8 protein-coding genes are annotated in these 7,307 nt (G+C 63.3%); 6 read left to right on the top strand and 2 right to left on the bottom strand.

The window, feature by feature from the left end; genetic code table 11:
* The 4 genes from HAV18_RS39490 to HAV18_RS39475 form a co-directional block, all read left to right on the top strand.
* Window positions 1-328: response regulator transcription factor (locus HAV18_RS39490; RefSeq protein WP_243771855.1), on the top strand; the 328-nt coding region annotated here is incomplete at its 5' end.
* A gap of 292 nt (window positions 329-620) precedes the next feature.
* Entirely contained in the window at window positions 621-1,745 is a 1,125-nt protein-coding gene (locus HAV18_RS39485; protein WP_166966419.1) for a porin, read from the top strand.
* 78 nt (window positions 1,746-1,823) lie between these two features.
* A complete protein-coding gene (locus tag HAV18_RS39480) occupies window positions 1,824-2,339 on the top strand; it encodes a DUF2199 domain-containing protein (protein WP_166966417.1) in 516 nt (171 codons plus the stop codon).
* 249 nt (window positions 2,340-2,588) lie between these two features.
* Window positions 2,589-3,293 (top strand): glutathione S-transferase N-terminal domain-containing protein, encoded by a 705-nt coding sequence (locus HAV18_RS39475; RefSeq protein WP_166966415.1) that lies wholly within the window; start codon window positions 2,589-2,591, stop codon window positions 3,291-3,293.
* 504 nt (window positions 3,294-3,797) lie between these two features.
* Here HAV18_RS39475 and HAV18_RS39470 read toward each other — a convergent pair.
* Window positions 3,798-4,574, bottom strand: coding sequence for a class I SAM-dependent methyltransferase (locus HAV18_RS39470; protein WP_166966412.1), 777 nt, complete (start codon window positions 4,572-4,574; stop codon window positions 3,798-3,800).
* A 229-nt stretch (window positions 4,575-4,803) separates the two neighbouring features.
* Between HAV18_RS39470 and HAV18_RS39465 the strand changes: the two genes are divergently transcribed.
* Window positions 4,804-5,670, top strand: coding sequence for a LysR substrate-binding domain-containing protein (locus HAV18_RS39465; RefSeq protein WP_166966409.1), 867 nt, complete (start codon window positions 4,804-4,806; stop codon window positions 5,668-5,670).
* Between the two features lie 413 nt (window positions 5,671-6,083).
* On the opposite strand, the gene HAV18_RS39460 is transcribed toward HAV18_RS39465, so the two are convergent.
* Window positions 6,084-6,599 carry a MarR family transcriptional regulator gene (locus HAV18_RS39460; RefSeq protein ID WP_166966422.1) on the bottom strand — a complete coding sequence of 172 codons (516 nt, stop codon included), beginning with the start codon at window positions 6,597-6,599 and terminating at the stop codon, window positions 6,084-6,086.
* A gap of 138 nt (window positions 6,600-6,737) precedes the next feature.
* Between HAV18_RS39460 and HAV18_RS39455 the strand changes: the two genes are divergently transcribed.
* A partial coding sequence (locus tag HAV18_RS39455; RefSeq protein ID WP_166966406.1) for a CynX/NimT family MFS transporter occupies window positions 6,738-7,307 on the top strand: 570 nt, incomplete at its 3' end.

Raw genomic sequence — 7,307 nt, 5'->3', positions numbered from 1 at the left:
CTGGGCGCGCCGCGCCGGCGACGAAGCGGCCGCCGGCGCCGGCCCCGCGCGGCACACGCTGCCGCCGCCGCGCATCGTGCCGCCCGCCCCGCGCGGCGTGGCCAGCCCGCGCGCGGTGCCGAGCGTCGTGCTGACGCCGAAGGAGCGCGCGATTCTCGAACTGCTCGCGCGCAACCTGTCGAACAAGGAGATCGCGGTGGCGCTCGCAGTCGGCGAGGAAACCGTGAAGTGGCACCTGAAGAACCTGTTCGGCAAGCTCGACGCCAGCTCGCGCAAGCATGCGGTGCGCCGCGCGCTGGTGCTCGGCCTGCTCGAAAGCGCGCCGTAACGCTGGTTCGGCCGGTTCCGCCAATCGGGCGTGATCGGGCGTGTCGACGCGCCCCCGCCTCCCGTCTCGCGTCTCCCGCCCCCCGCCCCCCGCCCCCCGCCCCCCGCCCCCCGCCGATTCTCCGCAACCCTGCCCCCCGCGCATGGGGGGGAGCGGCCGCCCGCCGTTGCGTAGTCTTTCCGCACGGCTCACGCGGGCATTGCCTGTCACGTCTTCCCGCCAGCCTCGTTGCTTCCCCGCTTCACCCGGACGGGCTCGATCCCGTCCGGACCAATACGACCCTGGAGACTTCATGAAGACGAAACTGGCCGCGCTCGCGGCGCTTGCCGGCTGTTCGGCGCTCGCGCACGCGCAATCCTCCGTCACGCTCTACGGCGTGATCGACACGGGCCTGCTGTACCAGAGCACGTCGGCGGCGTCGTTCAGCCCCACCGCGCCGAATACGGGCAAGGTGTTCCGCATGAAGGACGGCGGCATCTACTCGAGCTTCTGGGGCATCAAGGGCAGCGAGGACCTCGGCGGCGGCTACAAGGTCAACTTCAAGCTGCAGGGTTCGTTCGACAGCGGCACCGGCAAGCTGCAGCTGAGCGATACGCCGGGCGCCGTCGCGATCTTCAACCAGGTCGCGTCGCTCGGCGTGTCGGGCCCGTTCGGCTCGGTCACGGCCGGTCGCCAGGTCGTGCCGATGATCTACGCGATGGCCGACACCGACGTGCGCAACGCGCAATTCTTCGGCAGTGTGCTGACCGCATGGCTCGGCCTGAACACGGCGGCCGGCTGGCCCGGGACGAGCACCAATGGCGCGATCGGCGCGCTGTACGACAGCAATGCGCTCGTCTACCAGTCGCCGGTTTTCGCGGGTGCGTCGCTCGCGCTCGAATACGCGCCGGGCGGCGTGGCCGGGCAGTTCCAGGGCGGCACGCGCGAATCGGTCGTGCTCAGGTATGCGAACTACGGGCTGAACGCGTCGGCCGTCTACTACAACGGGCACGACACGAACCCCGCGCCGGGCGTCGCGCCGACCGGCGTCGACAACAACCGCTTCATGTACTTCGGCGCGAAATACACGATCCACGATTTCTCGGTGTCGGCGTCGTACGGCAACGGCCGGAATCCGTCGCATGCGGACAAGGTGAACCTCGACATGCTGTCGGCCGGTATCGGCTATCGCTTCACGCCTTTCCTGCAGGTGAGCTCGGCCGTGTATTACCTGAAGGACCGCAACGTCTCGGCGAACAAGTCGACGGCGGTCGTGCTCGCGGCCGACTACAGCCTGTCGAAGCGGACGACGGTCTATGTGCAGGTCGGCCACGTGAACAACCGCGGCACGATGGACCAGATGCTCGTGTACGGACAGCCGGTCGCGCCGGGCGTCGGCACGACGGCCGCGATGGTCGGGCTGCGGCATAGCTTTTGAGCGGGGCGCGTAGCAGTGAAGCGCCGATTGTCGACGTCTCCGCCATAATGCTGTCATTCCCAACCAGGTGAAAAGTCGATGACATTTTCATTCCGATGCGCAACCTGCGGCGAAATGCATCACGGCATACCGAGCTTTGGCGCTCACGCACCTTTCAGCTATTACCAGGTGCCAGAGGAAGAAAGAGCGCGCCGCTGCTCGCTTGGCAGTGACGACTGCGTGATTGACGACAACCTGTTCTTTGTCCGCGGATGCATCGAAATCCCCGTGCACGGCTTCGACGAGCCGTTCTCGTGGGGGATATGGCTCTCTCTCAGCGAAGCCAGCTTTGGAGAGTGGGTCAGGACATTCGACGTTGCACGGCGATCGGACGTGGGTCCGTTCTTCGGCTGGCTCAACACGCAGTTGTCCGTCTACCCGGAAACGCTCAATCTCAAGACGATGGTGCATCTGCGCGATGACGGCATCCGTCCGTATATCGAACTCGAGCCCAACGATCACCCGCTCGCATTGGAGCAACGCGACGGCATTTCCCCCGAACGGCTCGCACGGATATATCGTGAGGTCATGCATCCGGACGACTCGGCACGATAGTGACGCAATGGCGCGGTATCCCGGCACTGTTCGTTTGCCGCCACGAGGATGGCCGCTTCCGTACATAAGGGATGCCACCACCGCGCGCCCAGCGCCTGCACCGATTCCTCGAATCGGCTACAGTGGGCGCTTTGGCGCGGCCGGCCAGGCCCGCTCTCGCGTAACCATGCCGTCCCGAACCATGAACGGCCGGCCGCGAGCGGCGCCACGGCGAGCCGCAGATGACCCACCCCGACGAGCGCCCCCTCCATGCCCGACCTGTCCGCCTTCCCGATCACGCAAAAGTGGCCGGCCCAGCATCCCGACCGTCTCCAGCTCTACTCGCTGCCGACGCCGAACGGCGTCAAGGTGTCGATCATGCTCGAGGAAACCGGCCTGCCGTACGAGCCGCATCTCGTGCGCTTCGACACGAACGACCAGCTCTCGCCCGCGTTCCTGTCGCTGAATCCGAACAACAAGATCCCCGCGATCATCGATCCGGACGGCCCCGACGGCAAGCCGCTGCCACTGTTCGAATCGGGCGCGATCCTGATCTATCTCGCGGACAAGACGGGCCAGTTGATCCCGAAGGATCTCGCGGGCCGCTACGAGACGATCCAGTGGGTGATGTTCCAGATGGGCGGCATCGGGCCGATGTTCGGCCAGGTCGGCTTCTTCCACAAGTTCGCCGGCCGCGACTACGAAGACAAACGCCCGCGCGACCGCTACGTCGACGAGTCGAAGCGCCTGCTCGGCGTGCTCGATGCGCATCTCGCGAACCGCCAGTGGGTGATGGGCGATACCTACACGATCGCCGACATCGCGATCTTCCCGTGGGTGCGCAACCTCGTCGGCTTCTACGAAGCGGGCGACCTGGTCGGCTTCAGCGAATTCCGCAACGTCGCGCGCGTGCTCGACGCGTTCGTGGCGCGTCCGGCCGTCGCACGCGGGCTCAATATCCCGGCACGCGGCTGAACGGCCACGCGGGTCGCACGCTGTGCGGCCCGCGGTCTGCGGACTTGAACCGCCCGCCGCATTGTGCGGCGGGTTTTTGGGGGCATTGCGAATTTCCAGGGAACGCCGGGAAGACAGTCGTTGTCCGGCCAAGAGGCGACATTCCTACCGTCCCGATATGCCTTCTACTTTGGCCGCTGACCTCCTCAGAGCGGCCATTCGGATTTCGAAGCTATCGGCTCTGCATCAATAGCATCACTGACGCAGCCAAGTGTGGAAGTCTGCACTTGCGGTGTGAAGCATCGACTATTCACTGATGCCGACTCGTAAGCTATGCAAGCGAGTTTCAACTCAATTTTTGCGACACCCACCAAGGAACCTGGTCATATTAACGGCCGTCCCGGCAATGATGGAGGCCGAACGGGCTGGCTATTGCCGCGTGTTTTGAGACTGCAGCAATAGCCAATATGACATTTAATGGACGGTCTTATTGCACCCTACCCTGTTTGGGATCACTTCGAGTGGTCAGGCATGGCCGGTAATCAATCTCAGTGATCCATCGAACATCGGCAGCGTGCGAAGAAAGCCATACTTTGCGTCCCATGCGCCGTTTTCGAGATCGCGGCCGAGGCGCTCTGCAAAACGCGCCTCCACGCCAGGTTCAACGAAGCTCCACGCGGAATTGGCGCGCCGCGCGCCGGCTTCAAGCAACCTTTCAGGTCGCCCGTAATAGCCTTCGCCGAATCCGTCCATGCAATTCAAGGGAATCTTCACGGACTCAACGTCCACCCGGCCGCCCAATCCATCGACGATCGCCTGAATCGCCGGGTATCGTCGCGCCTCCACTGCGATCATCTCGGGCGCGTATTCCGCAAGCCAGGAGGCACTTAGTTGCGCCGGATCGCACGTCAGGATTAACACGGGGCCGCGCGACACTCTCCGCATTTCGGCAAGTCCGGCGTTCAGGTCGGGCCACTGATGCACCGAGAACGTCGACATGCTTGCATCGAAGCTGCCATCCGCGAAAGGCAGGCTTTGCGCCACCGCATCGATAGCAATCGGGAGATACGGCGGGCGCTGGGCGCGCATCGAGGCCGAAGGTTCAACTGCTGTGACATCACGGTCGAGAGGCTCGTAGGAGCCCGCGCCGGCCCCGACATTGAGAACCGATCGGGTATCGCCGAGAGCTTTCCTGATGCAGCCATCAATATAAGGATCAGGTTGTCGGTAAAGGGTGTAGTTGGTACCTATAGCGCCATAGTTGGCATCGCCGGCACTGCCGTCCTCGTGTCTGTTATCCATGTGCAGATCCTTTTCACTAGTAAACTAACGAACACTCGTGCTTACAAAAGTCTTCCAGGTAACGAGCTCTGTGTCTCATGCAGCCACCTTCAAAGACGGAAAGACTGCTGAAGGCGTCTCTCTCGCATCGCTGATAGTTTGCGAAAACGAGAATAAGCGCGCACGGTACTATTCGAACATCGAGTTTTTTGGTCGTATCCGTCAGTTTTTTTAACGAAGGGGCAGAAACATGCGTGCTCTACCTCCGCTTTCCTTGCTGCGCGCGTTTGAAGCGACGGCCAGGCATCAATCGGTCACAAAAGCCGCGGACGAGCTGTCCAGAACGCACGGCGCGGTGAGCCGGCAGTTGAGGCTCCTTCAAGAGCATGTAGGAGCGCCGCTTTTTGACAAGGAAGGAACAGGGCTAAAACTGAATCGACACGGTCAGCAACTTAACTCCGTTGTCACGTCAGTTTTTGAGCAGCTCGAACACGGCTACGCGAAGGTACGCGATCAGGTACAACGCGCAGGTTTGCACGTCGCTTGTAGCGCGACTTTCGCAATGCGTTGGCTCGTTCCCAATCTAGCGGATTTCTATCGCGAGCATCCTGATGTCCGTATCCGCCTGTCAATGACCTCGGCTCGTGAAATCCGCAACGAAGGAGCAGACCTGGTCATTGCATGGGATCTCTCGTCATATCCGGAAAACGACCTCAGTCGCGCAATGCTGCTTGCGCCAGTTACATTCGGACCCGTGTGTTCCCCTGCATATCGAGGCTCAGCCGAAACCGGCATACGCATTGCCCACGATTTCACATCAAGTGCATGGACACATTGGGACGAGCGGGTCAATTACGGAGTCGGAACCGGAGGAGAGATATCGTTCCCGCATACGCACCTATGCATTGAAGCTGCACTCTCCGGACTCGGAGTTGCCCTCGTCGAGCGCCGACTTATACGTAAAGAGCTCAATGAGGGGCAACTCGTTGCTCCGTGGGGATTCTTGGAACTGCCATTTGGATTGATGGCGTTACCTGCAAACAGAACACCCCCGGCAAATCTCGATGAGTTCATTTCGTGGCTACGCGGTCGTCTTGTGACAGGAGATCGCGCATGACGACACTTTTTAGTGCGTAGCCAGGTAAGAGCGAAGCTTCCTCCTGCCGCTTCTTGACTCACGGTCCATCGTTGTAGATGACGACCGAGCGTCGGTAGCGAACGCAGCCGTCCCATCATTTTCGATCACGGCCTGCCGTCGAATGTCCGTCACCGGGAGTGTCCGCATGACCACCGAAAATTGTTGAAGCAACTCGCCCGACGAATGGCGGCATCCGCGCTGATCTGACGGCAAAGGCCACTCTCACTCATCGAGTGCTTGCGAGCGATGAATGGCAATTTTGTCTTCGTCAACGGCCATTGACTTTAGGAACGGTGAAAGTCGCTTGTGGGTCGGCAAGCGAAGCCCACGAAAATTCACGAAGAACCTTGTTTGTGCCCGCGACGTGCGTTTGCGTGACGCATTCGGCACCGCTACTTGCCGTCCGCCCCTTTCGGCCCCCCGTCCCCCAGCCCCGCCAGCAGCTTCTCCAGCAGTTGCGACAACTGCGCCTGCTCGTCGTCCGACAGCACAGCCAGCAACTCGCGCTGATTGTCGATATGCGCGACGACGGCCTCGTCGATCAGCGCGCGGCCGGTATCCGTCAACGCGACGAGCGTACCTCTCCCATCCGCCGGGTTCGGCCGGCGCTCCACCCACCCTGCTTTCTGCAACCGGTCGATGCGCGCAGTCATCCCGCCCGACGACATCATCAGCGCGTCGTACAGCGCCGTCGGCGTCAGCGCGAACGGCGCACCGCCGCGCCGCAGCGTCGCGAGCACGTCGAATTCGCCCGGCTGCATCCCGTAGCGCGCGAACAGTGGATTGAGACGGTCGCGCGCGATCACGAGCGCCGCTTCCTGCAGCCGCCCCATCACCACCATCGACGACGCGTCGAGATCCGGACGCTCGGCGCGCCATTGCGCGAGCGCATGCGCGGCTCGATCCACTCGATCCATTAACCCTCCTCGGCTTACCAGTTATCTTGACGTCGAGATAAATCGGTGTTTATCTTGATGTCGAGATACTTTACATGAAAAACGCGCGGCACCACCCCGGGGCCGCGCACCGATTTCGAGGGCCTTGCGATGAATCGCTTCACTTCCCCTGGATGGCGGCTCGCCGCCATCGTGCTTGTCGGGCTGAACCTGCGGCCGGCGCTCGCCGCGGTCGGCCCGCTGCTCGACATGATCCAGCGCGCGACCGGCATCGGCGATAGCGCCGCCAGCCTGCTGACGACGATCCCGATCCTGCTGATGGGGCTCGGCGCGCTGAGTGCGCGGCGCCTGCAGCGCGTGACCGGCATCGCGGGCGGCGTGTGGCTCGGCGTCGCGCTGATCGGGCTGGCCTGCGTGTCGCGCGTCGGCGCGCAGCACGCGTGGCTGCTGCTTGCGAGCGCCTGCTGCGCGGGCATCGGGATCGCGATGGTGCAGGCATTGCTGCCCGGCTTCGTGAAGGCCCATTTCGCGACGCGGATCGGCGGTGCGATGGGCGTCTATTCGACGTCGATCATGGGCGGTGCGGTGCTCGCGAGCGTCGTCGCGCCGCTCGCCGCGGCCCGCTGGGGCTGGCTCGCCGCGCTCGCGGGCTGGGCGCTGCCGGCCGCGGTGGCCGCGCTGGCCTGGCCGCTGGCCAGCCGCGGCGGCGACGCGTTCGCC

The organism is Burkholderia sp. D-99 (assembly GCF_011605345.1).
GTDB lineage: Bacteria > Pseudomonadota > Gammaproteobacteria > Burkholderiales > Burkholderiaceae > Burkholderia.
Note: the sequence above shows the minus strand (reverse complement) of the source record. Positions and strands in the feature narration are given on the sequence as shown.